Raw genomic sequence first — 23,223 nt, 5'->3', positions numbered from 1 at the left:
GGGGTGGTCCCATGCTCATGGCAAAAACGGCTCCGAAGTGGTCCCTTCCTCCTGGCAGCCGACAGACTTGCCGCGGTCGACCGGGCTTGGTCCGGTCATGGATCCCCCTTTTTGGCTCGCACCGACGCCGCGTCGATCACCGCCCGCGACCAGTCGATCAAGCCTGCGCTGCCCAGCTCGTCCAGCACGGCGCGATGTAAACGGCGCCACAGACCGGCCTCGGTCCACACGCTGAACCGGCGATGCGCAGTCGGGACGGTCACGCCGAACGACGGCGGCAGCATCCGCCACGCGCAGCCGCTGGTCAGCACGAACACCACCGCCGTGAACACCGCCCGCTCGTCGGTCGGTGCGGTGCCACCACCTTGCGGGCGGGGCGTGAACTCGGGCAACAACGGCTCGGCCAGAGCCCACAGTTCGTCCGGCACAAGACGTTTCGACAACTCGTCGGTCACAAACCGAACATCATGCAGCACAACCGGATCCGACGCATCCGAACCGGATCACAACCACGTAAGACACGGTCTTAGCCTCGCTATTCAATGGTCTGAATTTTGGAAGACGCCATCATGGAACTTGGAGAGAATCAGGGCAGTTCGGCCGTGCGGGAACTTCCACCCCATCGATTCGGAGCGTATCACTATAGATGTCCGGTAGCCGTGCGATCGCCACCGATTCGCCAAGTGCCCCTTGCGTTTTGGGTTCGGTGGTTGCTCGGCTGCCGGGCGAGTCGAATGTCCGCTCGAATCAGGGGAGTTGATGGGAAGTGTCTGCGCCCTATGGCCTTCCGGTGACCAACCACGCCACTGTACCGGTGATGACCGTCGAGTATGCGCACGTGGTGATGCAGATCCATATGGAGTGCCCGGTCACGGTGTGTCCCTTGAAATCTCAGGCCCGGCTCCGGTTGATCGAGGCGGGCCGCCTGGCTCCGTCCGATCGTCCGAAAATGGGGTACTGACATGGTCTTCGGAGGAGTTGCCCGCGATTGTCCTTATGGGCAATGCCTTTGGTTTATCCAAGGAGGTGGTCGCGATGATCCGGCGCTCTCGAATATTCGAGTTTCCGGGCGGGATATTCGAGTACACCGAGTATGACGACGAGCCGGAAGACGAAACTCCGGAGGTGGTGCTCTCAGTCGTCGCCGAGGCAGGCGATCATTTCCTCGGCCCACGGCAGGGAGATGGCGCCGGGGCCGATGACCTGCAGTGCGCTCATCACGGTGATGAGCATGCCGGTGGCCATGAAGCGGCGGATCTCGGTGGGCGAGGCGCCGGTGAGTTCGCGGGCCAACCGGTGGATCCGGCCGAAGCGGTCGCGGACCTCGTCGCCGATAGCGGGGTCCGAGCTGGCGGCGAAGGCGTGCAGCAGGACGAGGAGTAGGTCGCGGTCGGTCACGAAGGTGTTGTAGCCCTCGCCGAGCGCGTCCAGCGCCTCCTGCGGGCTCACATCGGGTGCGGCCTCGGCCCGGGCCGACTGGAAGATCTCCTCGATGCGGTCGCAGACCCGGTGCGCGGTGGCGAGGAACAGCTGTCTTTTGCTGCCGAACAGGCGGATCACATACGGCTGCGAGACCCCCGCCAGGCGCGCGATCTCATCAGTTTTGGTTGCGGCGTAACCGGATTCGGCGAACGCTGTGACGGCGGCGTCCAGCACCTGCTCGCTGCGCTCGCTCGCGGTCAGGCGAGTCCTGGTCGGGGTCACCGTTGTCCTCCTGTCGTCCTGCCGAGGGTATCGGCCGCGGCGGCGTCGCCTCGGGGTTCCGGTATGGCCGAACCCCGCCATTGACATGTTATCAGTCAATGCATACTTTTCTCTCATCAAGTTATCAGTGGATAACAACAAGGAGCTACACCTCATGATCACCACCGTCGAGACCAGCGGATCGGTATCGGCCGCGACCCGCCGCACACCCCCGCTCGCCGCCGTGCTCGTCGCGGTCGGCGTCCCCACCTTCATGGTCACGCTGGACAACCTCGTGGTCACCAACGCGCTGCCGGTCATCCGCACCGAGATGAACGCCTCGCTCGGTGACCTGGCGTGGTTCGTCAACGCCTACACGCTGGCGTTCGCCTCGCTGCTGCTCACGGCCGCCGCGCTGGGCGACCGGCTCGGCCGTCGCCGGGTGTTCCTGGGCGGGATCGCGGTGTTCACGCTCGCGTCGGCGGCGTGCGCGCTGGCCACCGAGCCGTGGATGCTGATCGCGGCCCGCGCCGTGCAGGGGCTGGGGGCGGCGGGCGTCATGCCGCTGTCGCTGACGTTGCTGTCGGTGGCGGTCCCGGAGCGGATGCGCAGTGCGGCCATCGGAATCTGGGGCGGCATCACCGGACTCGGCGTGGCTGTCGGTCCGGTGGTCGGCGGCGCGGTGGTCGACGGGCTGAGCTGGCAGTGGATCTTCTGGCTGAACGTGCCGATCGGGCTGGTGGTGCTGCCGTTCGTGGCGCGGGTGCTCGGCGAATCCTTCGGCGGCAGTAGGAAGTTCGATCCGCTGGGGCTGGTGTTGGCGTCGGGCGGCGTGCTCGCGGTGGTGTGGGGCGTGATCCACGGCGCCGACGACGGCTGGACCTCGGCTCCGGTGCTGACCGCGCTGATCGCCGGTGCGGCGCTGCTGGCGGCGCTGGTCGCATGGGAGCTGCGGACGCCGGAACCGATGCTGCCGCTGCGGCTGTTCCGTTCGCGGGCGTTCCGGGTGAGCAATACGACGATGTTCACCTTCTCGGTCGGGGTCTTCGGCTCGATCTTCCTGCTGGCGCAGTTCTTCCAAGTGGTGCAGGGCTATTCGCCGCTGGCGGCGGGTGTACGCACGCTGCCGTGGACGCTGGCGCCGATGGTGGTGGCGCCGATCGCGGGACTGATCGTCGACCGGGTGGGTGCCCGGACGCTGCTCACGACGGGGCAGGTGCTGCTGGCCGCGGCACTGGCGTGGATGGCGGCGGTCACCACCGCCGACGTCGGCTACGGCTCCTACGTCGCACCGTTCGTGCTGGGTGGTATCGGCATGGGCCTGACCTTCGCGCCGAGCGCCACCGTGGTGATGGCCAGTGCGGCACAACAGGACCAGGCGATGGCGTCCGGCACCAACAGCACCATCCGCGAGGTGGGGGTGGCGATGGGCGTCGCGGTGCTGGCGTCCGTATTCGCTTCGCGCGGTTCGTATGTCAGCCCGCAGAGCTACGTCGACGGGCTGGTGCCCGCGGTGTGGGTGGGCGCGGGGATCGTCGCCTTCGGCGCGCTGGTCTCGACACTGCTGCCGCGGCGCGTCGAACAGGCTCAGTAGGCGTCGCTCGAAAGTTCCAGGAGGACACAATGTTCCAGACACTGATGCTGATGGTCGTTCCAACTCTGGTGTTCCGCCTGCTCGGCGTCTTCGGCATCCGCCGCTTCGACACCTGGCGCGTTGCCTTCGCGCACGGGCTCGCGGTGCTGCTCGTCTTCACCGGCGCGGCGCATTTCGTGCCGGACAGCGTGGAGGCGATGCCCAGCCACGACGACCTGGTCGCCATGGTCCCTCCGGCACTGCCGTTCCCGGGCTTCCTGATCTATCTCACCGCGGTGCTGGAGCTGCTGGGCGCGCTGGGGCTGGTCGTCGCCAGGACGCGCGTCGTCGCGGGACTGGGCCTGGCGGTGCTGTTCGTCGTGATGGTGCCCGCGAATATCTATGCGGCAGTGGAGGGTATCGCGCTCAACGGTGACCCCGCGACACCGCTGTGGTTCCGGCTGCCGGAGCAGGTCGTGTATATCGCTGTCGCCCTGTGGAGTTCGGCCGCCGGTGCGGTACTGATGGGCTATGCACGGGCCGGTGCTACGCGCGGTGCGACGACATCGGTCAGCCTGCGACAGGCGTGAGGCGCCGATCGTCGTATCGGGGTCCCCGCGGTCGTTCCGGCGCGGGGCCCCGTTATTCGGCGTTTGGCACCTGGTGGCGTCGTCCCTCGGGGGAGCTACGCGAAGTGGGCTCTGCGATGGGATGTGGGTGACCGTTGGCGCGGCATACGGTCGGCGTGTGATCGAAGCACGGGGATTGACCAAGGTTTACGGCCGGACGGCCGCGGTCGAGGACGTGACCTTCACCGTCGAGCCGGGTCGGGTTACCGGGTTCCTCGGCCCGAACGGGTCGGGCAAGACGACGACCCTGCGAGCGATTGTGGGCCTTGCCGAACCGTCGCGGGGGGAGGTCCGGGTGGCGGGCCGCCGCTATCGCGAACTCACGCGCCCATTGCACGTGGTCGGCACGCTGCTCGACGCCGGTGACGTGTTGCCGTCGCGGACCGCCGCCGCGCATTTGCGGATTCTCGCTTATGCCAACGGAATTCGCGGATCCCGGGTGGACGAAGTACTCGCGCTGGCCGGACTCGCCGAGGTCGGTGGTCGGCGGGTGGGTGGGTTCTCGCTGGGGATGCGGCAGCGGCTGGGGATCGCCGCCGCGCTGCTGGGTGACCCGGCCATCGTGGTATTGGACGAGCCGATCAACGGGCTGGACACCGAGGGTATCCGCTGGATCCGTGAGCTACTGCGGTCGATGGCCGGGGACGGCCGCACGGTGCTGCTGTCCAGTCACGTCATGAGCGAGATGCAACTGGTCGCCGATCATCTGCTGGTGATCGGGGCGGGCCGGTTGCTCGCGGACGAACCGATGACGGCGTTCGTCCAACGGCATTCGGATCCGGTCGTGCGGGTCCGCAGCCCGCAACTGCCCGCGCTGCTCGACGCACTCGACGCCGAACGGGCGAGCGTACGGGTGGTGGTGCGCGGCGAGACCGTTGTGGTGCACGGGATTTCGTCCCGGGAGGTCGGACAGCTCATGGCACGCCGGGGCATAGCGCTCGACGAGCTGACTCCGGTGCATGCGTCGGTGGAGGATGTGTACACCCGGTTGGTCGCGCGGCATCAGCAATTCCGGCACCGCGACTCGGGGCGGGCGGCATGACCACCGTGGAATCGGTTCCGCCGCAAGTGAGACCGCTGCACGACCAGCTGCGATCGGAGCTGGTCAAGCTCGGATCGGCGCGGCTGCTGTGGCTGCTGCCGATCGCGGCGGCGGCGCTGGGGCCGGTGTCGGCATTGCTGGTGGGGCTGACCGGCAGTCTGTCGGCGGCCGATACCGTGCTCGCCGGTGCATTGACGGGTGCGTCGGTGTCGCTGGCGGTACTGGCGGCCTGGGGTGCACTCGTGATGACGATCGAATACACCTCGGGCACGATCCGCCCCGTGCTGGCCGCGACCCCGCGACGGAACCTGGTGCTGACGGCGAAGGTGATCGTGGTGACCGGCATGGCCACGGCGGTCGGCGTGGCGTCGCCGACGGTGTCGCTGCTCGTCGGTCTGGTCACCATCGACAGCGCGAAACATCCTGTGGGCGAGATATTTCCGGGCCTGGTCGGGATCTGGTGCTGCTTTCCGGTGGTCGCGGTGCTGGGGGTGTCCGCCGGTGTGCTGGTGCGCAGCTCGGTGGGTGCGGTGGCGCTGGTGTGCGCGCATATCGTGGTGCCGCAGCTGACCGCGGCGCAGTCGTTCGGGGAGTTGCACAAGTGGATGACCGTCGCGGCGCCGAGTGCGGTGGTGGCCAAACTGTCGCAGAATGCCGACGCCGCCCCGGAACTCATGGGTTCGCTCGGTGGCTGGCCGCGGCTGGCGATCGTGGTCGCCGGGACCGTGTCGGCGCTGGTGATGGCGCGGCGAATGCTGGAACGTAGGGACCTATGACGATCCGGATCGGGGAACGGTGGCTGGTCGCGGTGGTGGCGGCCGTGGCGGTGTTCGTGTTCGCGGTGGTCGACCACACGCTGATCTCCGACACCGATCTCGGGACCCGGCAGTCGACCGCCCTGGCGCTGCTGCAGGCCCTCGCGATCGTGCTGCAGCTGCGATTTCGGCTGGCCGGATGGCTGATCAGCGTCGCGGCACTCGGATACGCCTCGGTCGCGGTGGGCGGTCCGCTGTGGGTGGAGCCGATGTTCAACAGCCACCTGGTGGTGCTCGCCCTGCTGGCGGCCCAGGTGCGGTGGCGGACCGCGGCCGCGGTCTGGGCGGCCACCACCGGCGCCGGGATCGTCCTCGCTGTGGTGATGCCGGATGCCCGGTGGGCCGATGCCGTGGAGTCGGCGGTGCTGACCGGGCTGGTGCTGATCGCCGCGGCAGCGGTGCGGGCCGTGGCCGACGCCCGCCGCGCGGCGTCCGCGCAGGCCCGGGAATCGGCCCGCCAGCAGCAGCGCAACACGCTGCTCGAGGAACGAGCCCGCATCGCGCGGGAGCTACACGACGTGGTCGCCCACCACATGTCGGTCGTCGCCATCCAGGCCGAATCGGTGCAGTACCGGGTCGCGGACCCGCCGCCGGAACTGCTGACCAGCCTGGCCGCGATCCGGACCAGTTCCTCGGCGGCCCTGGCCGAGATGCGGCGCATCCTCGGTGTCCTGCACGCCGACGCCGACACCTCGACCCAGCCGCAGCCCCGCATCGCCGACATCGACGGTCTCGCCGACGCGATCCGCGCCGCCGGCCGGACCGTCACGGTGACTCGAGGCGGGGCCGTGCGCGAGTTGCCGACCGGCGTGGAGGTGTGCGCCTACCGCATCGTGCAGGAAGCTTTGAGCAATGCCGTCCGCCACGCCCCGGGCGCGGCCATCCGAATCGAATTATGTTACCGCAGTATGGAATTGGAGTTGCGGGTCATCAATTCTCCGGGGACGACGGCGCCGCCGGGGCCGGGCAGCGGGCGCGGACTGATCGGGATGCGTGAGCGCGTCGCGGTACTGGACGGACGCCTCGAGACCGCGCCGCTCGCGGATGGCGGCTACCGTGTCCACGCCGTTCTCCCCCTGACCGAAGAGGCCTCACAATGACCATTCGGATCCTGATCGCCGACGACCAGGCGCTGGTACGCGACGGCATGTCGGTGCTGCTGGGCGCCCAACCGGGGATCGAGGTGGTCGGTGAAGCGGCCGATGGCGCCGAGGCGGTCCGAATGACCGTCGAAAAACGGCCGGACGTGGTGTTGATGGATATCCGGATGCCGGGGCTCGACGGTCTGGAAGCCACCGCCCGCATCGCCGCGTCGGGGTCACCAGCCCGGGTGATCGTGCTGACCACCTACGACCTGGACGAATACGTCTACCGCGCACTCCGATCCGGTGCCAGCGGGTTCCTGCTCAAAGACACCCCCGCCCGCGCCCTCGCCGAGGCCGTCCGCACGGTGGCTCGCGGCGACGCCATGCTCGCACCGTCGGTCACCCGCCGCCTGCTCGACGAATTCGCGCGCCTCGGCAGCCGGGCCCGGCCCGATGACGCGCGGTTGCGGCTGCTGACCGACCGCGAGACCCAGGTGCTGACGCTCATCGCGCGCGGGCTGTCCAACACCGAAATCGCCGCGACACTCGTCATCGCGGAGGAAACCGTGAAAACCCACGTCGGCCGCATCTTCGCCAAACTCCAGCTGCGCGACCGCACCCAAGCCGCCATCGCCGCCTACGAAACCGGCCTCATCACCCCCGGCTGATCCGCGTCCAGGAGATCCACCATGCCGATCCATACCCTCATCAGTGGCGCTGGCCCTACCGGCCTCACCCTGGCCATCGACCTCGCCCGCCGCGACCTGCCCGTCCGGATCATCGACAAGGCGTCCCGGCACGCGATCGGTTCCCGCGGTGACGGCCTGCAACCGCGCACCCTCGAAGTGTTCGACGACCTCGGCGTCATCGACCAGGTCCTCGGCGCGGGCGCACCGCAACCGGTCGTCGTCGCCTACGAGAACGGGACTCCGGTACGTGAGCTGCGCATGACAGACCCGCAACCCGCGAGTCCGGCTGTGCCCTACCCGAATCCGTGGACCCTCGCCCAAGACGACACCGAAGCCATCCTTCGCGCCCACCTGGCCGATCACGGCATCCACGTCGAACTCGCCACCGAACTGATCGAATTCACCGCCACCCGAACCGGAATCACCGCGACACTGGCGCACAATGGCACCGGCGAAGCCGTCCACGCCGACTACCTCGTCGGCGCCGACGGCGCCCGCAGCCTCGTACGCCGCACACTGGGTATCGAATTCGACGGCGCCACAGACGAATCCATGCGTCTGCTGTTCGCCGACGTCCGTGCCGACACACTCGACCACGGCCACGGTCACTGGTTCGCCTCCCCAGACCCCCACACCGGGATCGTGCTGTCCCCGCTACCCGGCGGCCGCCGGTTCCAGGTCGGCATGCCCCTGCACACCGACGCCGAACCCAGCCTCGAACTGCTCCAGACCGCGGTCGACACCTACTCCGGCCGCACCGACATCCGCCTCACCGACCTGACCTGGCTGACCGTGTGGCGGCCGAACACCCGACTGGCGAGGCGATTCCGGTCCGGCCGGGTCTTCCTCGCCGGTGATGCCGCCCATGTCCACCCACCGACCGGTGGGCAAGGACTCAACACCGGCATCCAGGACGCTTACAACCTCGGCTGGAAACTCGCCACCGGCAACGTCGACATCCTCGACACCTACGACACCGAACGCCGCACCGTCGCCGCCCGCGTCCTCGGCCTCAGCACCGAACTGCTGCGACGCGCCACCGACGGCGCCGCCGATGCGCACCGCCGCGACGACACCCACCAACTCGACATCACCTACCGGAAGCCGGACGCCACCGGCGCCCTCGTCCCCGGTGACCGCGCCCCCGACGCCGCGGTCACCAGCGCCACCGGACGACCCCTGCGCCTGTTCGACCTCTACCGCGGCCCGCATGCCACCATGCTCACCTTCGGCGAAACATCCCAGCCCCCAAGCGAATCCGACATCCACGCCTGGGCCGTGCTCCGACCGGGCGACCACGTGGCCGACCGTAGCGGCACCGGCCGATACGTCATCGACACCGACGGCCACGCCTTCAGCGCCTACTCCGCGGAACCAGGCACCCGCATCCTCGTCCGCCCCGACGGCCACGTCGCCCTGCGCATGGATCCGCCCCACCCCTGAACCGGCCGTCCGGCAGAACACGACCGGCAGGGACCGCAGCGTTGACAGCTCTGCTCCACCATCTCCCGCGACCGCTGCTGCCGGGGCCGCCTGCGCGCCGAATCGGCCATGCCCACGTCATCGAAGGACGGCGGGATCCCGGCCAAGAGCATGCCGGGATGACAAGAGCATGCCGGGGTGTCCGGGGTGTCCGGGGTGTCCGGGGTGTCCGGGGTGTCCGGGGTGTCCGGGGTGTCAAGGAGAAGGCGCCGGCCCCGAGCAGACCGCGATCCTGGGCGACGAGGCATCTGTCGAGCGACAGATTCGGGGCGTTTCCGAGGCTGGGGCGACGGGGTGGGTCGCGATGACGCCGGGTTCACCGGCCGAGCAGGTGGGTGTGGGTTGTCCCCTCGGGGGCGCTTGGGCCTCGTCGGTGGCAGGGGCGAAATGCCGGTGGGGTGGCCTGGGTGCATTGCGTACGATTCGACCAGCAACAATGTGGGTGGCAAAACCGCCTACAGCCGTACCAGCCTGGGGAGAGACGAAGCATCGTGGTCGACGACAACGCACGAGCCGAGCAGACCGCGGCACTGAGCGAGGAATCGCTGTCCGCCGCCGCAGCAGCAGCGGAGAAGGCGTTTGCGGCGGCGGCCGACCTGGATGCGCTCGCGGCCGCCAAGACCGAGCACATGGGCGGCAAGTCGCCCGTGGCGCTGGCGCAGCGGGCCGTGGGCGGCCTGCCGAAACAGGAGAAGGCCGAGGCCGGCAAGCGGGTCAATGTGGCGCGCTCCCGGGTGTCGGAGGCGTTCGAGGCGCGCCGCGCCGAACTGCTCGCCGAACGCGACGCCGCGGTGCTGGTCGCCGAGGCCATCGACGTGACGCTGCCCGCGGGGCGCGGTCCGGTGGGCGCGCGGCATCCGATCACGGTCTTGTCCGAACGCATCGGCGAGGTGTTCGTGGGCATGGGCTGGGAGGTCGCCGAGGGGCCCGAGGTCGAGACCGAGCATTTCAACTTCGACGCGCTGAACTTCCTGCCCGACCACCCGGCGCGCACCATGCAGGACACCTTCCACGTCGCGCCGGAGGGTTCGCGGCAGGTACTGCGCACGCACACCTCCCCCGTGCAGGTGCGGTCGATGCTGGAGCGGGACCTGCCGATCTACGTCGTGTGCCCGGGCCGCACCTTCCGCACCGACGAGCTCGACGCCACCCACACCCCGGTGTTCTCGCAAGTGGAGGGACTGGCCGTCGACAAGGGCCTGACGATGGCGCACCTGCGCGGCACGCTGGACGCCTTCGCGCGGGCGCTGTTCGGCCCCGATACCCGAACCCGCATGCGCCCCAGCTTCTTCCCGTTCACCGAGCCCTCCGCCGAAGTCGACGTCTGGTTCCCGGACAAGAAGGGCGGCGCGGGCTGGGTCGAGTGGGGCGGCTGCGGCATGGTGAATCCGAAGGTGCTCCTCGCCAGTGGCATCGACCCCGAGCAGTACAGCGGATTCGCGTTCGGAATGGGCATGGAGCGAACCCTGCAGTTCCGCAACGGCATTCCCGACATGCGCGACATCGTCGAAGGCGACGTGCGGTTCACGCTGCCGTTCGGCATCCAGTCCTGACCACCGGTCCACTCGAACGAGGAAGCGAAACGTCAAGTGCGAGTAGCGCAATCCTGGCTGACGGAAATTCTGCAGCGCACCACTCCGGAGTGGTCGGTGACGCCGGAGGAACTCGACGCGGGGTTCGTCCGGGTCGGGCTCGAGGTCGAGGAGATCGAGCAGTTGGAGCGGGTCGGCGGCGAGCCCGAGCATCCCCTGGTCGTGGGCCGGGTCGCGGAGTTCACAGAGCTGACCGAGTTCAAGAAGCCGATCCGGTTCTGCAAGGTCGACGTCGGTCAGCCTGAATTGCAGGAAATCATTTGCGGCGCAACCAATTTCGCGGTGGGCGATCTGGTCGTGGTGGTGTTGCCCGGTGGCGTGCTGCCCGGTGGCTTCACGATAACCTCGCGGAAGACCTACGGGCACGTGTCGAACGGCATGATCTGCTCGGTCGCCGAACTCGGCCTCGGCAAGGACCATTCGGGCATCCTGGTGCTCGAACCGGGGACCGCCGAGCCGGGCGCGGATGCCAATGCGGTGCTCGGCCTCGACGACACCGTCGTCGAACTGGCCATCACCCCGGACCGCGGCTACGCGTTCTCGGTGCGCGGTCTGGCCCGCGAGCTGGCCTGCGGCTTCGACCTGGAATACGCCGATCCCGCGGTGCGGTCGCTGTCCGATGATGATGCTGAGGCGTGGGCGGTGCGGCTGGAGCCGGAGTCGCTGTGCACGCGGTTCGCCGCGCGGCGGGTGACCGGGATCGATCCGCGGGCGGTGAGCCCGTGGTGGCTGCAGCGGCGGCTGCTGCTGTCGGGGGTGCGGCCGATCTCGCCCGCGGTCGACGTCACCAATTACGTGATGCTCGAGCTGGGCCAGCCGCTGCACGCCTTCGACGCCGCGAAGCTCAACGGCGGCTTGGTGGTTCGGCGTGCGCACAAGGGCGAGACGCTGCGCACGCTCGACGACGCCGAGCGGGTGCTGGACGCCGAGGACGTGGTGATCGCCGACGATTCCGGCGTCATCTCCCTCGCCGGGACCATGGGCGGCGCGACCACCGAGGTGAGCGACGCGTCCACCGATGTCCTGCTGGAGGCCGCGACTTGGAACCCGGTCGCGATCGCGCGCACCGCGCGGCGGCACAAGCTCTCCTCGGAGGCGTCGCGGCGGTTCGAGCGCATCGTCGATCCCGAGCTGAACGTCGCCGCGCTGGACCGGGCGGCCACGCTGCTGGTCGAGATCGCCGGTGGCACAGTCGAATCCGAGCTGACCGACGTGCGGGTACCGGTGCCGGAGACCGAGTCGATCCGGATGGATCTCGATCTCGCCGACCGCACGGCGGGCGTCATCTATCCGACCGGTACCTCGGCGCGGCGGCTGGCGCAGGTCGGCTGCGCGGTGGAGGTCGACGTCAGCGAGTCCGGGCACGGGCAGCTCGTCGTCACCCCGCCGAGCTGGCGGCCCGACCTGGTGCAGCCCGCCGACCTGGTGGAGGAGGTGCTGCGGCTGGAGGGGCTGGAGAAGATCCCGTCCGTGCTGCCGACGGCTCCCGCCGGGCGCGGATTCACCGCCACGCAGCGCCGCCGCCGCGCGGTGAGCCGGGCGCTGGCGTTCGCCGGGACCGTCGAGGTGCCCGCGCCGATGTTTCTGCAGGAGGGCGTGTTCGACGCGTGGGGACTGGACGCCGACGACCCGCGCCGCACTACGCTGCGCGTGCTCAATCCGCTCGACGTGGAGCGGGCCGAACTGGTGACCACGCTGCTGCCGGGGCTGCTGGAGGTGGCCTCCCGCAACATATCTCGCGGTGAGCGCGATCTCGCGATCTACAGCATCGCGCAGGTGGTGCTGCCGACCGGCGAAACCCGTGCCGTGCAACCGCTTCCGGTGGACCGCCGCCCCACCGACGAGGAGATCGCCACCCTGGTCGAGTCGCTGCCCGAGCAGCCGGTGCGGGTCGCCGCCGTGCTGACCGGGCGTCGCGACCCGCGCGGGCCGTGGGGCGCGGGCCGGACCGCCGAGGCCGCCGACGCCTTCGCGCTCGCCGATGCCGTGGCCGCCGCGGCCGGAGTGGTGATCGAACGCCGGGCGGCCGCGTACCAGCCGTTCCATCCGGGGCGCTGCGCGGAGCTGGTCGTGGACGGCACGGTCGTCGGGCACGCGGGCGAACTGCATCCGGCGGTGCTGGAGCGCGCCGATCTGCCGCCGCGCACGTGCGCCCTCGAACTCGACCTGGACGCGCTGCCGCTGCGCGAATCCCGGCCAGCCCCCGTGGTTTCCGCGTTCCCGGCGGTGCTGCAGGACGTGTCGGTGAGCGTCGCGGAGACCGTTCCGGCGGCCTCGGTGGAGTCGGCGCTGCGCACCGGCGCGGGCGAACTGCTCGAGGACATCGCGCTGTTCGACGTGTACGAGGGCGCCCAGGCGGGTGAGGGCCGCAAGTCCCTTACCTACGCCCTGCGCTTCCGCGCCGTCGACCGCACCCTCACCGAAGACGAGGCGAGCGCGGCCCGCGACGCCGCCGTGGCCGCCGCCTCGGACGCGGTGGGCGCGGTCCTGCGCGGCTGAGCGCCCGGACCGGCCGCGATTGCGGTCGCGGCCGGTCTCGAGACAGCTGCGGTCAGGCGGGGACCTCGGTGGAATTCAGGGTTGCCGCAATGGCGTCGGCCAACTCCGCGCCCTTGGCCTCGAAGTGGCGGGTGAAGTAGGTCTGGTGTTCGGCGTGTTCGTGGAAGTGGTGGGGGGTGAGCACTGCCGAGAAGACCGGGACGTCGGTGTCGAGTTGTACGCGCATCAGCGCGTCTACCACGGTTGCCGCGACGAAATCGTGCCGGTAGATGCCGCCGTCTACCACCAGGGCGCAGCCCGCGAGGGCGGCGTACTGCCCGGTGGACGCCAAACGCTTGATGCGCAAAGGGATTTCGAAGGCGCCGGGGACCCCGATGACATCGATGTCGGTGAATCCGTGCCCGGCGAGACCGGTGCGGCAGGCTGCCACCGCCCGGTCGACGATATCGGCGTGCCAGCGCGCGGCGACGAGGGCGATGCGGTGCGAGGTGGGTGACATGGTTCCTCCTGTTCGCAATGTCACCCAGGGCATAGCGACGCGAACAGGGCGCACCCGCACGCGGGCGCTCCGATGCCGCGTTCTCTTTCATCCGGACTGTGACCGTCGGCTCCGGAATCGCACCGGGATCTGCTCGACCCACGGCATCCGAGGACACCGTGGCGCTCGCGGGCTCGTGCACCCGGATCGGCCCGGATACCATCACCGCCGGTGGGGAGTTCCACCCCGCCCTGAGAACGTGTACCGAGCAGACTTTAACAACCGCGCTCAGTAGTTGAGGATCGGGTCCTCCGGATGCAGTTCGGGCGCGCGGCCCTTCGGCTCCTCCCACGCCTCCTGGCGGCCGAGCGGGGTGATGTCCAGCAGCCAGTAGGCGGGCATCATGACCTCGACGCCGCGGTGGTAGGTCGAATAGGTGTGGAAGACCTCGTCGCCGTCGCGGAGGAAGCTGCTGATGCCGGGCTGTTCGCCCGCGAAGTCGATCATCCAGTCCATGCCCGCCGCGACGAGTTCGCCGGCGTCGCGGTAGTTGTAGTACGCGGGCTGCACGGCCGGGTCGAGCGTGACGTGGAAGTCGTAGTTGAAATCGCTGTCGTGCGAGGAGAACCAGGGGAACGTCCACCCCTTGTCCCGGCTCACCGCCGCGAGCTTCGAGTACGGCGCGCGGGAGATCGCGGCGAAGGCCGTGCCGCGCAGGCGGAGCTGGGCGCGGACACGCTCGCCGAGCCCGTCGGCCATGGCGGTGCAACTGCCGCACGGCCCGTCCCAGGCCGGGTCGAACATGAGGTGCTGGACGATGAGCTGCGGCCGGTCGCCGAACAGGTCGAGCAGGCCGACCTCGCCCTCGGGTCCGGTGAACCGGTAGTCCTTGTCGATCCGGACCATCGGCAGCCGCCGCCGGTCGGCATTCAACGTATCGCGGGCGCGGGCGAGTTCCTTCTCGCGCCGCAGCAGTTCCCTTCTCTCCGTGAGCCATTCGTCGTACGAGACGATCTGCGGAAGTGCCATGATCACTCCTTCGGTGACAACTTGCGTGATGCAAGTAGGGTAGGCCGGTGACTTGCATCACGCAAGTGGTTTGTGGCTACTATTGACGTGTGCTGGGCCGGATGTACGAACGCGAGAACTGTTCCGCCGCGCGCGCCCTGGAGATCGTGGGCGAGCGCTGGAGCCTGCTGATCATCCGCACCGCCGTCTTCACCGACCGGACCCGCTTCTCCGAATTCGAGCGGCGTCTAGGGATCGCGCCGAACATCCTCGCCAAGCGTCTCGAGGGATTCGTCGCCGACGGGCTGATGGAGCTGCGGTCGTCCGGGAACGGCGCGGCGGCCCGCGAGTACGTCCTCACGCCGAAGGGCCGCGAACTGGGGCTGATCATCATCGCGCTCACCGAGTGGGGCGACCGCTGGGCGGCGCCGAACGGTGCCCCGATCCTGTTCGAACACCGGGAATGCGGCGGGCTGGTGCACGTGCGCACCGCCTGCGACCGATGCGGGCGGGCGCCGGATATGTCGGAGGTGACGGCCGTCGCCGGGCCTGGGGCGAACGAGCAGCAGGCTCGGCTGCCGCAGCACCGGGCCTGACTCGCTTCGGCGAATCCGGTGTGACCGCGCACACCTTCGGTTACCGTGATTGACGTTTCGTTTCAACGGGTTTCGAGGGGCGCGGTTTCGGGAGGGTCGGATGCTGAGTCGGCGGTCGGTGCTGCGGGCCGCCGCGGTGGCGGGCGCCGCGGCGGCCGTGCCCGCGATCGCGGGCTGCGCGGACGACTCCGATGCGCTGACGTTCTTCTTCCAGGCGTCGCCGAGCGAGGCGAAGGTGCGGTCGCGGCTCATCGAGGAGTTCGCGAAGGTGCGCCCGGATATCAAGATCCGGGTGCAGATGTCGGGCCCTGATCCGCAGCAGCAGATCATCACCTACTGCGCCGGAGGCAAGTGCCCGGACATCCTGATGCAGTGGGAATCGTATTCGCGCTTCGCCGAATTGGGCGTGCTGCAGGATCTGAACGTCTTCCTCGATCAGGATCCGCAGTACGCGGCGCGGCTGCGCGCGGACGCCGTGCCCAGCCTGCTGGAGACATTCCGATTCCGGGACGGGCAGTACGTGCTGCCCGAGCAATGGGCGGGGATCTTCCTCTATTACAACCGCGCGCTGTTCGAAAAGGCCGGATTGCAACCGCCGCCGGGGCGCTGGGAGGATGCCTGGACCTTCGCCGAATTCCTCGACGCCGCCAAGGCTTTGACCAAGCGGGACGGAAGCGGGCGGACCACGCAGTGGGGAATGGTCGACGCGTGGCCCGTGCCGCGATGGTCGGCGGCATTCTTCGGTATGAACAACAGCGGTGTCGAGGCGTTCAGTCCGCCGGTCGACCCGACACGCGCGAATATCGACGACGATCTCTTCATCGAGGGATATCAGTTCTACGCCGATCTTTCGGTGCGGCACAGGGTCGCGCCGCTGTCCGCGGACCTGCAGTCGCAGTCGGCGTCGATGGCCGCGCTGGACCTGTTCATCCAGGGCAGGGCGGGAATGGTGCTGACCGGGCACTGGCAGTACAGCGGGTTGCTGTCCGCGTCCGACCTGGACTTCGACATCACCGTGCTGCCGGTCGGGCGGCACGGCGCGGGCGCGAAGTCCGATATCGGAACCACCGGCCTGGCGATCGCCGCGGCGAGTCCGAAGAAGGAATTGGCCTGGGAGTTCGTGAAATTCGCGACCGGGCCGGAGGGGCAGCGGGCCGTCGCCGCGTCCGGGCTGTTCGTCCCGGCCCTGAAATCGGCGCTGCACTCCCCGGAATTCCTCGAGGCGCACCGGGGCATCGACAATCTGGAGGTGCTCACCGGCGGCCCGGACAACTCGCATCATTTCCCGGTGACTCCGCTGTGGCCGCAACTCGATGACCTGTTCCGCCGTTCGTCCGACCGCGTGCTGCGCGGCGGTGCTCCCGCGGCATGGTTCAAGGACGGGCCCGCCGACGACCTCAATCGCATACTGCGAGGCACGGTATGACCGCCGGATCGGGGCTGGCCCGCCGCAGGGCAGCGGCCGGGCGGGCCTTCGTCACGCCGAATCTGCTGGCCGTGCTGGTATTCCTGCTGTTCCCGCTGGCGTTCTCGCTGTATCTCAGCTTCCACCACTGGAATATGTTCGACCCGCCCGAATTCGTCGGGGCCGCCAACTATCGGCGGATGTTCACCGAGGATCCGCTGTTCTACCCGGCCTTGCGCAACACCGTGGTCTTCACCGTCGTCACCGTGGGGTCGACGATCGCCGTCAGTCTCGCGGTGGCCGCTGCGCTGAATACCAGGGTGCGGGGGATCGGGCTGTTCCGCAGCATCATGTTCATGCCGCTGATCGCCTCCACCGCGGCCATGACCATCATCTGGGGATTCATGTTCAACACCGAGGGCGGGCTTTTCAACACCGTCCTGGGGTGGGTCGGGCTCGGGCCGGTGCACTGGCTCGTCGAGCCCGGGTGGGCGATGGCGTCGCTGTGCCTGGTGAGCATCTGGAAGAGCGTGCCGTTCGCCGCCGCCGTGCTGCTGGCCGCCATGCAGGGCGTCCCGGAGGATCTGCACGACGCCGCCCGCATCGACGGCGCGAACGGGGTGCGGCGGTTTCGATCGGTCACGGTGCCACTGATCCGGCCCGCGCTCGGATTCGTGTTCGTGATCTCGGTCGTCAACTCGTTCCAGGCATTCGACCAAGCCTACGTGCTCACCGGCGGTGGCGGCGGGCCGGAATCGGGGACCTATGTCTTCGGCATCATGATGTTCCAGAACGCCTTCGCCTTCAACGATCTCGGCTACGCGTCCGCGGTCGCCTGGGTGGTGTTCGCGATCCTGCTGGCGCTCACGTATCTGCAGTTGCGGCTGAGCCGCAACCAGAGCGAGGAGGTGTGAGCTTGGCCGTGCGCGCACAGGCTGCTGCCACGATCGTCCGCCGCACCGGACGCGGTTTGCTGCTGTACGCGGTGCTGATGGCGATGGGCTGGTGCGCGCTGCTGCCGGTGCTGTGGGCGCTGTCGGGCTCGCTGAAGAGCCAAGGCGAGGTGTCGAGTACGACCCTGGTGCCGTCGGATCCGCAGTGGTCGAACTATCGCCTGGTCTTCGAGTATGTGCCGTTCGGGCGGATGTTCCTCAATACCGTGCTCTACGCCGGATGCGTGACCGCGGGGCAGGTGTTCTTCTGCTCGCTGGCGGGATATGCGTTCGCGCGCTTGCCCTTCAAGGGACGCGACGCCGTATTTCTCGCGTATCTGGGCACGTTGATGGTGCCCTTGGTCGTGACCGTCGTCCCGCAGTTCATCCTCATGCGGACCTTCGGCTGGGTGGACAGCCCGCTGTCGATGATCGTGCCGGGGCTGTTCGGCAGCGCCTTCGGCACCTATCTGATGCGGCAGTTCTTCCTCACCCTGCCACCCGAATTGGAGGAGGCCGCGATTCTCGACGGCTGCACCGTCTGGCAGACGTACTGGCGAGTGCTGCTGCCGCACGCCAAGCCCGCCGTGATGGTGCTCGCGGTGCTCACCTGGGTGACGGTGTGGAACGACTTCCTCTGGCCGCTGGTCATGGTGCAGCGCAACAGCATTGCCACGCTCAACCTCGGGCTGGTGTGGATGCAGGGGCAGTACACGGCGCACTGGCCGGTGTTCATGGCGGCGTCTTTGATGATGCTGGCGCCGATGTTGGTCGTGTACGCCTTCGCCAACAAAGCGTTCGTGCGGGGGATTGCCACTTCGGGACTCGCGGGGCGGTGAGGAGCGCGGCGCGGGCGGCCGCACAAACGGTTTTCCGGGAGCGTGAGGGGTGAGTCGCGGCCTCGCTCGAGGTAGAAAGAGCCCATGCGACATCCCGCCACGCGCATCCTCAATGCGCTGACGTTCATGCCCGAGCGGCGGATCGCGGTCACTCCCGCGGACGTCGGCATGGAGTACGACGACCTGTACTTCACGGCCGCGGACGGCGTCCGGGTGAACGGATGGTTCGTGCGGGCGGAGCGGCCGATCGGGCACATCCTGTTCGCGCACGGCAACGCGGGCAATATCGGGGATCGGTCGCCGGTGCTGGCCATGCTGGCGTCGGCCGGGTTCGACGTGCTGGTGTTCGACTATCGCGGGTACGGGCGCAGCGGGGGAAGCACCGGCGAGCACGGCAGCTACCTGGACGCGCGGGCGGCGCGGCGGGCGCTGCTGGAGCGGCCGGGAGTCGATCCGAATCGGATGTTCTACCTGGGCAAGTCGCTCGGCGGCGCGGTGATGATCGAGCTCGCCACCGAATTCCCGCCCGCCGGAATGGTTCTCATGTCCACCTTCACCGGCCTGCGTGACGCGGCGATGGCGGTATACCCGTTCCTACCCAAACCCTTTGTGCCGAACGCCTTCCCGAGCCTGCGCCGGATCCGTACGGTACGCACGCCGGTCCTGATCATGCACGGCGACAACGACGAGTTGCTGCCGGTGGATATGGGACGCGCGCTGTACGCGGCCGCCGCGGAGCCCAAACAGCTGAAGATCTACCCCGGCGCGGGCCACAACGACCTGATCATGATCCCGGGCTGGACGGGGGTCATCGCGGACTGGGCCCGCGGGGTGCTGGCGGACACGTCCAGGGCAGCGGGAGAATAGTCGGCCCACACGCCCACCCCCGTCATGTCCGGCACGCTGTTGGCCGGAATCCATATCCGCCGCGGGTCGCATCCGGTGCGTAGCCTGGTCTCATGTCGGAGACCAGTGATATGGCGGCGCTGCTCGCCGCGCTGACGGACGAGGATCTGCTGGCCGTCGTGGTGACCGCGACCGTGGGGCGGCCGGGGCTCGAACAGCTGCACCTGGCGGCCTCCGAACTGCTGGCGCAGCGCGGTCATGCCGCCCCGCGGCCGGATGTGACGTCTGCCACCGATGAGGCTCCGGTCGCGCCAGTGTCTGGGACATTCGGGCAGGTCGCACCGGCCTCCGGAATACCCCTACCGCCAACCGGTATTTTGGAGACCGCCGGATACTCCGCATCCGGAGTCCCTACTTTCGAGTCAGTTCGGGATAAGGTCGAGCATCGCTTCGGCACCGCGCAGGGGATGGGCGAACTCGATTCGCAGACGCCGGCGGGCCGCAGCGTCGAAGAACAATGGGAGGCGCGGGAGAAAACCGCGCGGGAACGCCTGGATCGAATCCGGAAGTCGGTGCGCCGCAACGATTCCGGGTGAGCCCAGGGACGAATTGAGGGTGGATCGATGACCGAGCCGCGGGAGATTGCCGAGCGCCTGCTCGATGCCCAGGTGGATTTCGTTGTCGCGGAGGTGAGCGGGGAGCGCTTCGCCGAGGTGGTCGCGCGCGATGTGGACTCGGTGATCGGCGTCGCCGACACCATCATCTTCCGTGACGTGGTAACCGTCGAGCAGGCCAAGCGGACCGTCCGCAAGGTGGTCGACCGCAGCGACAGCCCCATCGTGCGCGAGCTGGTCGGCGTGCTGTCGGACTCGCTGTACGACCATATCGCCGCCAATGACGGCCACACCCTCGGCGATGTGGTCGAGCGGGAGCCGGTCGAGGCGCTGCTGCGCAAGATTTTCGGCATGCACCACGCCCAGGAGCGCCTGCTGGACCGGCTGAGCGAGGCGCCGACGGCCGGGCCGGTCGCCGCGAAGTTCACCGACATGCTGATCGACGACATCCTCGAGGCGAACAAGAAGATCGCGGGCAAGGTGCCCGGCGTGAATTCGCTGATGTCCATCGGGCAGAACGCGGTGAAGTCGGCGCGCAAGGCCGCCGAGGGCAGCCGGGTCGGCGCCCTGGCCGAGAAGGGCACGCTCTACGCGCTGAAGCGGGTCACGAACGCGGTCCGGGAGACCCTGCGCGATTCGCCGGTGCACGGTGCGGCCATGGAGTTCTGGGATGTGCACGCGGGCGAGCCGGTCAGCGGCCTGCGCGACTACCTGAGCCAGGCCGACCTGCGGGAGCTGGCGCTGATCGTGCACCGCATCGTGGTGACCACCCGCAACAAGGAGTACGTCGGCCTGCTGCTCGACGAGTCGGTCGAGGTGTTCTTCGACAAGTACGGCGACCACACCCTGGCCGGGCTGCTGCCCGAACTGGGCGTGACACCCGACGACATCGCCGAGGAGATCCTGGCCTACGGCCCCGCGGTGATCGAGGCCGCCAAGCGAAACGGCGTGCTGGCCAAGCTGGTTCGCGAGCGCCTGGAGCCGTTCTACACCTCCGAGCAGGTGTTGGGGATTCTGGCTGAGGCCTGATCGGGCATTCTCGTTGTCCCCGGCGCGCTCAGTCTGTGGTGATGGCGAACGCGTCGATCTCCACGAGCATTTCCTCGCGCGGGAGGCCTGTGAAAACCGTTGTGCGGCTGGGGAGTACGCCGCTCTCGGTATGAACCTCGACGAACTTGCCGTAGGCCTCGTTCATGGCGGCGAAGTCCTCGCGCGCGGTGAGGTAGACGCGCAGCATCACCACGTCGTCGAAGCTGGCGCCGCTCGCCTCGACGACGGCGCGCACGTTCTCCAGGGTCCGGGTGGTCTGTGCCGCAACGTCTCCCGGGTACAGATACTCGTTGGTGGCGGGGTCGACCGGGCCCTGGCCGGAAACCTGGACGAAGGGGCCCTTGCGCACGCCCTGGGAGAACGTGTGCGCGGGGGCGGGCGCGGCGGTGGTGCGGACGGCGACTTTCTCACTCATGGTGGGCCTTTCGCGGTTCGGGGCTCGGACTCCAGCCGAGCTCGGCGGATATGGCGTCGGCCGCCACGCGCACGCGCGGGAGCAGGCCGAGCACCTGATCGTGATCGAGCAGCATGTCGGGCACCGACACCGACAGCGCGGACACCACGGCGCCGGTGCCGTCGCGGATGCCGACGGCGATACAGTTGACGAAGCTCTCGTGCTCCTCGTGGTCCTCGGCGAAGCCCTGGGCCGCAACGGTTTCCAGTTCGGACACGTACTGATCGGGGGTGCGGATGGACCGATCGGTGAACGGGTGGTAGTCGAGCCGCTCGGCGACCTCCCGCCACTGCGCGCGCGGCTGCCCCGCGACGAGCACCTTGCCGACGGCCGTGCAGTGCAGCGGCGCCGGGCGCCCGACCCGCGAATACATCCGCACGCTCTGGATGGCGTCGAGCTTGTCGATGTAGATCGCCTCACCGGACTCGTAGGTGGCCAGATGCACGGTCTGACCCGTGTCGGCGTTGAGCTGTTCGAGGTGGCGGCGGGCCACCGTGCGCACGTCGCGTCGCTCCAGCGACCGGTTCGCCAGCTCGAACAGCCGCGCGCCCAGGGAATATCGGTGGTCGGCGTCGTGGGTGACGAACCGCTGCGCCTCCATGGTCTGTAGCAGGCGCAGCACCGTGGACTTGTGCACGCCGAGCCGAGTCGCCAACTGGTCCAATGTCTTCTGGTCCTCGCCGAGCTCCGTGAGGATCAGCAGCGCGCGTTGCAGGCTTTGGCTCATGTGATCTCCTCGCCGGTCGGTGAGCCCGGCACGGTCGATGATGGGGTGTGGCCGCTGCGCTCACTCATAGCACAACGCCTCCCGGTCGGCCGACGGGTAACGCGCGGCCGCCCATTCGGAATCCGCTGCGGCGGCTCGATTTTCCAGGTGCGCCAGGGGTGGCAGCTCGGCGATGTCACCGGCGCCGGTGAGCGCGGCGGCGGCGCACAGATGCCCGAAACGCAGCAGCTGTTCGTGGGGCCGGCCCTGCAGCAGCGCGGCGAGATAGCCACCGGCGAAGGCGTCGCCCGCACCGATGGCCTCGGTCACCCGCAGCCGTAGCGCGGGAACCTCGCGGCGCTCGGCGCCGAGGAATCCGGTGACCGAATGTCCGCTGTTCTTCACCACCAGATGCCGTGGGCGCGGGAACATCTCACGCAGGCGAGCCGGGTCGCCGGTGCCGAAAACCTCCTCCGCCTCGTCCGCGCCGAGGAAGGCGATATCGCTTCCGGTCACCTGCCGGGCCAGCACGTCGGTGGCCGATTCGGTGCGGCGGATCCACAGTGCCGGGCGGTAATTCAGGTCGAAGCTGACCATCCGGCCCGGCCGCGGCAGCGTGAGCAGCCGGTCGGTGAGTTCGGTGGCCGACGCCGACAGTGCGGTGGTGATGCCGGTGTAGTGGATCAGCTCGCAGCCGTCGAGGAGGTCGGCAGAGGCCGTGAGGTCCGCCGGTGACAGCGCGCTGGCGGCCGATCCGGCCCGGTAGTACAGCATCCGGCTGGCGCCGCTCGCCAGATCGGTGGCCGCGCCGGACCCGCCGCCGCGCTCCTTGACGTAGATGCCGGTCGGCCGCGCCGGATCGGTGTAGACGGCGTCGGTGCGCACACCGCGCTCGGACAGGTGCCGCAACAGGTATCGGCCGAAGCCGTCGTCGCCGACCCGCGATATCCACGCCGTATCGATGCCGAGCTGCGCGAGCACCGTGGCGACGTTGACCTCGGCGCCGCCCGCGGCGCGCTCGAACAGCGGCGAATCCTCGAGCGGTCCCGGCTGTGCGACGAGGACACCGAGTCCTTCGCCGACGGTGACCGCGCGCGGCGTGGTCGGCGTAGGCCAGCTCACACAATCTCCTTCGAATGCTTGCGGCTAGGGGGCGTCTCGTGCAGACTAACCACTGAAAACACAAGGCGCAACATAAATTGCAGA

The 23,223-nt window shown here is 68.8% G+C and carries 23 protein-coding genes, 1 pseudogene and 1 riboswitch; of the genes and pseudogenes, 17 read left to right on the top strand and 7 right to left on the bottom strand.

Annotated features, from left to right (window positions below; translation table 11 throughout):
- Window positions 1-66: 66 nt before the first annotated feature.
- A pseudogene (locus ACYVLQ_RS06635) lies at window positions 67-455 on the bottom strand (transposase); the annotation flags it as partial.
- 335 nt (window positions 456-790) lie between these two features.
- Here ACYVLQ_RS06635 and ACYVLQ_RS06630 point away from each other — a divergent pair.
- Entirely contained in the window at window positions 791-961 is a 171-nt protein-coding gene (locus ACYVLQ_RS06630) for a hypothetical protein (RefSeq protein WP_460696491.1), read from the top strand.
- Between the two features lie 173 nt (window positions 962-1,134).
- Here the strand turns inward: ACYVLQ_RS06630 and ACYVLQ_RS06625 are convergent, their stop codons facing one another.
- On the bottom strand, window positions 1,135-1,704 hold the full coding sequence (locus ACYVLQ_RS06625; RefSeq protein ID WP_460696490.1) for a TetR/AcrR family transcriptional regulator: 570 nt from the start codon (window positions 1,702-1,704) through the stop codon (window positions 1,135-1,137).
- 154 nt (window positions 1,705-1,858) lie between these two features.
- Here ACYVLQ_RS06625 and ACYVLQ_RS06620 point away from each other — a divergent pair, with 154 nt between their 5' ends.
- The 9 genes from ACYVLQ_RS06620 to pheT all read left to right on the top strand — a co-directional run bounded on the left by ACYVLQ_RS06620 (window position 1,859) and on the right by pheT (window position 13,089).
- A complete protein-coding gene (locus tag ACYVLQ_RS06620) occupies window positions 1,859-3,277 on the top strand; it encodes an MFS transporter (protein ID WP_460696489.1) in 1,419 nt (472 codons plus the stop codon).
- Between the two features lie 50 nt (window positions 3,278-3,327).
- Window positions 3,328-3,846, top strand: coding sequence for a DoxX family protein (locus ACYVLQ_RS06615; protein WP_460696488.1), 519 nt, complete (start codon window positions 3,328-3,330; stop codon window positions 3,844-3,846).
- A gap of 157 nt (window positions 3,847-4,003) precedes the next feature.
- Window positions 4,004-4,927, top strand: a complete 924-nt coding sequence (locus tag ACYVLQ_RS06610; protein ID WP_460696487.1) for an ABC transporter ATP-binding protein — start codon at window positions 4,004-4,006, stop codon at window positions 4,925-4,927.
- The gene (locus tag ACYVLQ_RS06605) at window positions 4,924-5,703 is read left to right on the top strand and encodes a hypothetical protein (RefSeq protein WP_460696486.1); all 780 of its coding nucleotides are present in this window, start codon (window positions 4,924-4,926) and stop codon (window positions 5,701-5,703) included. Before ACYVLQ_RS06610 ends, ACYVLQ_RS06605 begins: the two co-directional genes overlap by 4 nt.
- The gene (locus tag ACYVLQ_RS06600; protein WP_460696485.1) at window positions 5,700-6,842 is read left to right on the top strand and encodes a sensor histidine kinase; all 1,143 of its coding nucleotides are present in this window, start codon (window positions 5,700-5,702) and stop codon (window positions 6,840-6,842) included. Before ACYVLQ_RS06605 ends, ACYVLQ_RS06600 begins: the two co-directional genes overlap by 4 nt.
- Window positions 6,839-7,495 carry a response regulator gene (locus ACYVLQ_RS06595; protein WP_460696484.1) on the top strand — a complete coding sequence of 219 codons (657 nt, stop codon included), beginning with the start codon at window positions 6,839-6,841 and terminating at the stop codon, window positions 7,493-7,495. Before ACYVLQ_RS06600 ends, ACYVLQ_RS06595 begins: the two co-directional genes overlap by 4 nt.
- 21 nt (window positions 7,496-7,516) lie before the next feature.
- Window positions 7,517-8,959 carry an FAD-dependent monooxygenase gene (locus tag ACYVLQ_RS06590; protein ID WP_460696483.1) on the top strand — a complete coding sequence of 481 codons (1,443 nt, stop codon included), beginning with the start codon at window positions 7,517-7,519 and terminating at the stop codon, window positions 8,957-8,959.
- 530 nt (window positions 8,960-9,489) lie between these two features.
- On the top strand, window positions 9,490-10,551 hold the full coding sequence (gene pheS / locus ACYVLQ_RS06585; protein WP_460696482.1) for a phenylalanine--tRNA ligase subunit alpha: 1,062 nt from the start codon (window positions 9,490-9,492) through the stop codon (window positions 10,549-10,551).
- A gap of 36 nt (window positions 10,552-10,587) precedes the next feature.
- Complete coding sequence (gene pheT, locus ACYVLQ_RS06580; protein ID WP_460696481.1) at window positions 10,588-13,089, top strand: phenylalanine--tRNA ligase subunit beta; 2,502 nt, start codon at window positions 10,588-10,590, stop codon at window positions 13,087-13,089.
- 52 nt (window positions 13,090-13,141) lie between these two features.
- Here the strand turns inward: pheT and ACYVLQ_RS06575 are convergent, their stop codons facing one another.
- Complete coding sequence (locus ACYVLQ_RS06575; protein WP_460696480.1) at window positions 13,142-13,588, bottom strand: 6,7-dimethyl-8-ribityllumazine synthase; 447 nt, start codon at window positions 13,586-13,588, stop codon at window positions 13,142-13,144.
- Window positions 13,589-13,663: 75 nt separating this feature from the next.
- Window positions 13,664-13,830, bottom strand: a riboswitch (FMN riboswitch).
- Window positions 13,831-13,855: 25 nt separating this feature from the next.
- Window positions 13,856-14,596, bottom strand: a complete 741-nt coding sequence (locus ACYVLQ_RS06570) for a DUF899 domain-containing protein (protein ID WP_460696479.1) — start codon at window positions 14,594-14,596, stop codon at window positions 13,856-13,858.
- Between the two features lie 89 nt (window positions 14,597-14,685).
- Between ACYVLQ_RS06570 and ACYVLQ_RS06565 the strand changes: the two genes are divergently transcribed.
- From ACYVLQ_RS06565 to ACYVLQ_RS06535, 7 genes are all read left to right on the top strand, one after another.
- Window positions 14,686-15,171, top strand: coding sequence for a winged helix-turn-helix transcriptional regulator (locus ACYVLQ_RS06565; RefSeq protein ID WP_460696478.1), 486 nt, complete (start codon window positions 14,686-14,688; stop codon window positions 15,169-15,171).
- Window positions 15,172-15,271: 100 nt separating this feature from the next.
- Window positions 15,272-16,597, top strand: coding sequence for an ABC transporter substrate-binding protein (locus tag ACYVLQ_RS06560; protein WP_460696477.1), 1,326 nt, complete (start codon window positions 15,272-15,274; stop codon window positions 16,595-16,597).
- Complete coding sequence (locus ACYVLQ_RS06555; RefSeq protein WP_460696476.1) at window positions 16,594-17,490, top strand: carbohydrate ABC transporter permease; 897 nt, start codon at window positions 16,594-16,596, stop codon at window positions 17,488-17,490. Before ACYVLQ_RS06560 ends, ACYVLQ_RS06555 begins: the two co-directional genes overlap by 4 nt.
- A 77-nt stretch (window positions 17,491-17,567) precedes the next feature.
- The gene (locus ACYVLQ_RS06550) at window positions 17,568-18,347 is read left to right on the top strand and encodes a carbohydrate ABC transporter permease (protein WP_460696494.1); all 780 of its coding nucleotides are present in this window, start codon (window positions 17,568-17,570) and stop codon (window positions 18,345-18,347) included.
- An 84-nt stretch (window positions 18,348-18,431) separates the two neighbouring features.
- A complete protein-coding gene (locus ACYVLQ_RS06545) occupies window positions 18,432-19,214 on the top strand; it encodes an alpha/beta hydrolase (RefSeq protein WP_460696475.1) in 783 nt (260 codons plus the stop codon).
- Between the two features lie 92 nt (window positions 19,215-19,306).
- Window positions 19,307-19,789 carry a hypothetical protein gene (locus tag ACYVLQ_RS06540; protein WP_460696474.1) on the top strand — a complete coding sequence of 161 codons (483 nt, stop codon included), beginning with the start codon at window positions 19,307-19,309 and terminating at the stop codon, window positions 19,787-19,789.
- Window positions 19,790-19,816: 27 nt separating this feature from the next.
- Window positions 19,817-20,836, top strand: coding sequence for a hypothetical protein (locus ACYVLQ_RS06535; protein WP_460696473.1), 1,020 nt, complete (start codon window positions 19,817-19,819; stop codon window positions 20,834-20,836).
- Window positions 20,837-20,864: 28 nt separating this feature from the next.
- On the opposite strand, the gene ACYVLQ_RS06530 is transcribed toward ACYVLQ_RS06535, so the two are convergent.
- The 3 genes from ACYVLQ_RS06530 to ACYVLQ_RS06520 are packed head-to-tail and all read right to left on the bottom strand — an operon-like array spanning window position 20,865 to window position 23,139.
- Window positions 20,865-21,272, bottom strand: coding sequence for a RidA family protein (locus ACYVLQ_RS06530; protein WP_460696472.1), 408 nt, complete (start codon window positions 21,270-21,272; stop codon window positions 20,865-20,867).
- The gene (locus tag ACYVLQ_RS06525) at window positions 21,265-22,038 is read right to left on the bottom strand and encodes an IclR family transcriptional regulator (protein ID WP_460696471.1); all 774 of its coding nucleotides are present in this window, start codon (window positions 22,036-22,038) and stop codon (window positions 21,265-21,267) included. The genes ACYVLQ_RS06530 and ACYVLQ_RS06525 overlap by 8 nt, the downstream gene beginning before the upstream one ends.
- 60 nt (window positions 22,039-22,098) lie before the next feature.
- Window positions 22,099-23,139: a sugar kinase gene (locus ACYVLQ_RS06520; RefSeq protein WP_460696470.1), complete on the bottom strand. Its 1,041-nt coding sequence runs from the start codon at window positions 23,137-23,139 to the stop codon at window positions 22,099-22,101.
- Between the last annotated feature and the right edge of the window lie 84 nt (window positions 23,140-23,223).

Source organism: Nocardia thraciensis, assembly GCF_054782435.1.
The sequence above is the reverse complement of the archived record's forward strand: the minus strand, read 5'-3'. Positions and strand labels throughout refer to the sequence as shown.

What these genes read in the sequence shown, in the direction of transcription:
- ACYVLQ_RS06540 (WP_460696474.1), top strand. Translation starts at nt 19,307, where the DNA reads ATGTCGGAGACCAGTGATATGGCGGCGCTGCTCGCCGCGCTGACGGAC.
- ACYVLQ_RS06605 (WP_460696486.1), top strand. Translation starts at nt 4,924, where the DNA reads ATGACCACCGTGGAATCGGTTCCGCCGCAAGTGAGACCGCTGCACGAC.
- ACYVLQ_RS06560 (WP_460696477.1), top strand. Translation starts at nt 15,272, where the DNA reads ATGCTGAGTCGGCGGTCGGTGCTGCGGGCCGCCGCGGTGGCGGGCGCC.
- ACYVLQ_RS06595 (WP_460696484.1), top strand. Translation starts at nt 6,839, where the DNA reads ATGACCATTCGGATCCTGATCGCCGACGACCAGGCGCTGGTACGCGAC.
- ACYVLQ_RS06570 (WP_460696479.1), bottom strand. Translation starts at nt 14,596, where the DNA reads ATGGCACTTCCGCAGATCGTCTCGTACGACGAATGGCTCACGGAGAGA.
- ACYVLQ_RS06535 (WP_460696473.1), top strand. Translation starts at nt 19,817, where the DNA reads ATGACCGAGCCGCGGGAGATTGCCGAGCGCCTGCTCGATGCCCAGGTG.
- ACYVLQ_RS06555 (WP_460696476.1), top strand. Translation starts at nt 16,594, where the DNA reads ATGACCGCCGGATCGGGGCTGGCCCGCCGCAGGGCAGCGGCCGGGCGG.
- ACYVLQ_RS06530 (WP_460696472.1), bottom strand. Translation starts at nt 21,272, where the DNA reads ATGAGTGAGAAAGTCGCCGTCCGCACCACCGCCGCGCCCGCCCCCGCG.
- ACYVLQ_RS06545 (WP_460696475.1), top strand. Translation starts at nt 18,432, where the DNA reads ATGCGACATCCCGCCACGCGCATCCTCAATGCGCTGACGTTCATGCCC.
- ACYVLQ_RS06615 (WP_460696488.1), top strand. Translation starts at nt 3,328, where the DNA reads ATGGTCGTTCCAACTCTGGTGTTCCGCCTGCTCGGCGTCTTCGGCATC.
- ACYVLQ_RS06575 (WP_460696480.1), bottom strand. Translation starts at nt 13,588, where the DNA reads ATGTCACCCACCTCGCACCGCATCGCCCTCGTCGCCGCGCGCTGGCAC.
- ACYVLQ_RS06590 (WP_460696483.1), top strand. Translation starts at nt 7,517, where the DNA reads ATGCCGATCCATACCCTCATCAGTGGCGCTGGCCCTACCGGCCTCACC.
- ACYVLQ_RS06550 (WP_460696494.1), top strand. Translation starts at nt 17,568, where the DNA reads ATGGCGATGGGCTGGTGCGCGCTGCTGCCGGTGCTGTGGGCGCTGTCG.
- ACYVLQ_RS06525 (WP_460696471.1), bottom strand. Translation starts at nt 22,038, where the DNA reads ATGAGCCAAAGCCTGCAACGCGCGCTGCTGATCCTCACGGAGCTCGGC.
- ACYVLQ_RS06600 (WP_460696485.1), top strand. Translation starts at nt 5,700, where the DNA reads ATGACGATCCGGATCGGGGAACGGTGGCTGGTCGCGGTGGTGGCGGCC.
- ACYVLQ_RS06620 (WP_460696489.1), top strand. Translation starts at nt 1,859, where the DNA reads ATGATCACCACCGTCGAGACCAGCGGATCGGTATCGGCCGCGACCCGC.